The organism is Pararcticibacter amylolyticus, from assembly GCF_003130405.1.
Taxonomy (GTDB): Bacteria; Bacteroidota; Bacteroidia; order Sphingobacteriales; family Sphingobacteriaceae; genus Arcticibacter; species Arcticibacter amylolyticus.
In genome coordinates this window covers 20,014-21,226 of the sequence record NZ_QEAS01000020.1, presented here as the reverse complement: position 1 = coordinate 21,226, position 1,213 = coordinate 20,014, and the positions used below count along the sequence as shown (strand labels likewise).

Below are 1,213 nucleotides of genomic sequence, written 5' to 3'. Positions count from 1 at the left end.
AGCCCTTACAGACTTCTCAATATCCCCAGTTCCAGCCCTCTCAGCTCAGCCAGGCCTCTTAGCCTGCCGATAGCTGAATAGCCCGGATTAGTCTTCTTTTGAAGGTCATCCAGCATCTTGTGACCATGATCAGGACGGAAAGGCATTCTTGTATCTTTTCTTCCTGCAGCCTCACGTTTGCTTTGCTCGGCAAGCAACGCTTTCATTACTGCATACATATCAACATCACCTGTAAGGTGATCAGCCTCATGGAAGTTACCCTCAGCATCCCTTTTTGTAGCACGGAGGTGAATGAAATGGATTCTTTCACCAAGCCTTTCTACCATACCCGCAAGATCATTATCAGCGCGGACACCAAAAGAACCAGTACAATAAGTAAGCCCGTTATGAACACTATCAACAGCTTCGTAAAGCTCTTTAATGTCAGCTTCAGTACTTACCACACGCGGCAGGCCTAAAATAGGGAACGGAGGATCGTCAGGGTGGATACACATCAGCACGCCGGCCTCTTCGGCAGCAGGAATAATCTGGGAAAGAAACGAATACAAGTTTTCTTTCAACTCCTTAGGACCTATTTCATTGTACCCTGCCAGTACTTTCAGGAATTCTTCCAGGGTGTATCCTTCTTCTGAGCCGGGCAGTCCTGCAATAATATTCTTTACAAGTTTTTGTTTCTCCTCTTCACTGATGCTTTCCAGGTAAGCCTTAGCCTTTTGCTTCTGCTCATCAGAATAAGACTCTTCAGCGCCCGGTCTTTTCAATATGTAAAGCTCAAACGCAGCAAATGCAGCAGCCTCAAAACGCAGCGCCGTTGACCCGTCAGGCATTGGATAATCAAGGTTCGTGCGGGTCCAGTCAAGTACCGGCATAAAGTTGTAGCAAACGATATCAATCCCGCATGAACCCAGGTTCTTCAGCGATTGCTTATAGTTATCAATATACTGTTGAAAATTACCAGTACGCTTTTTAATATCTTCATGCACCGGCACACTTTCTACCACCGACCATGTTAAGCCGGCGTTCTCAACCTCCGTCTTTCTTTTGTTAATCTCTTCCACAGTCCACACCTCGCCATTCGGCACATGGTGAAGCGCAGTGACAATACCGGTAGCACCAGCTTGTTTAATATCAGCGAGAGAAACGGGATCCTTCGGCCCGTACCATCTCCAGGTTTGTTCTAATGCCATATTTAAATTGTAAATTAAAGGGAACC

Annotated in this window: 1 protein-coding gene; it reads right to left on the bottom strand. The window is 46.2% G+C overall.

Annotated elements, in window-relative coordinates:
* Window positions 1-5: 5 nt before the first annotated feature.
* Window positions 6-1,187, bottom strand: a complete 1,182-nt coding sequence (gene uxuA, locus DDR33_RS20195) for a mannonate dehydratase (RefSeq protein WP_109417619.1) — start codon at window positions 1,185-1,187, stop codon at window positions 6-8.
* Window positions 1,188-1,213: the final 26 nt, after the last annotated feature.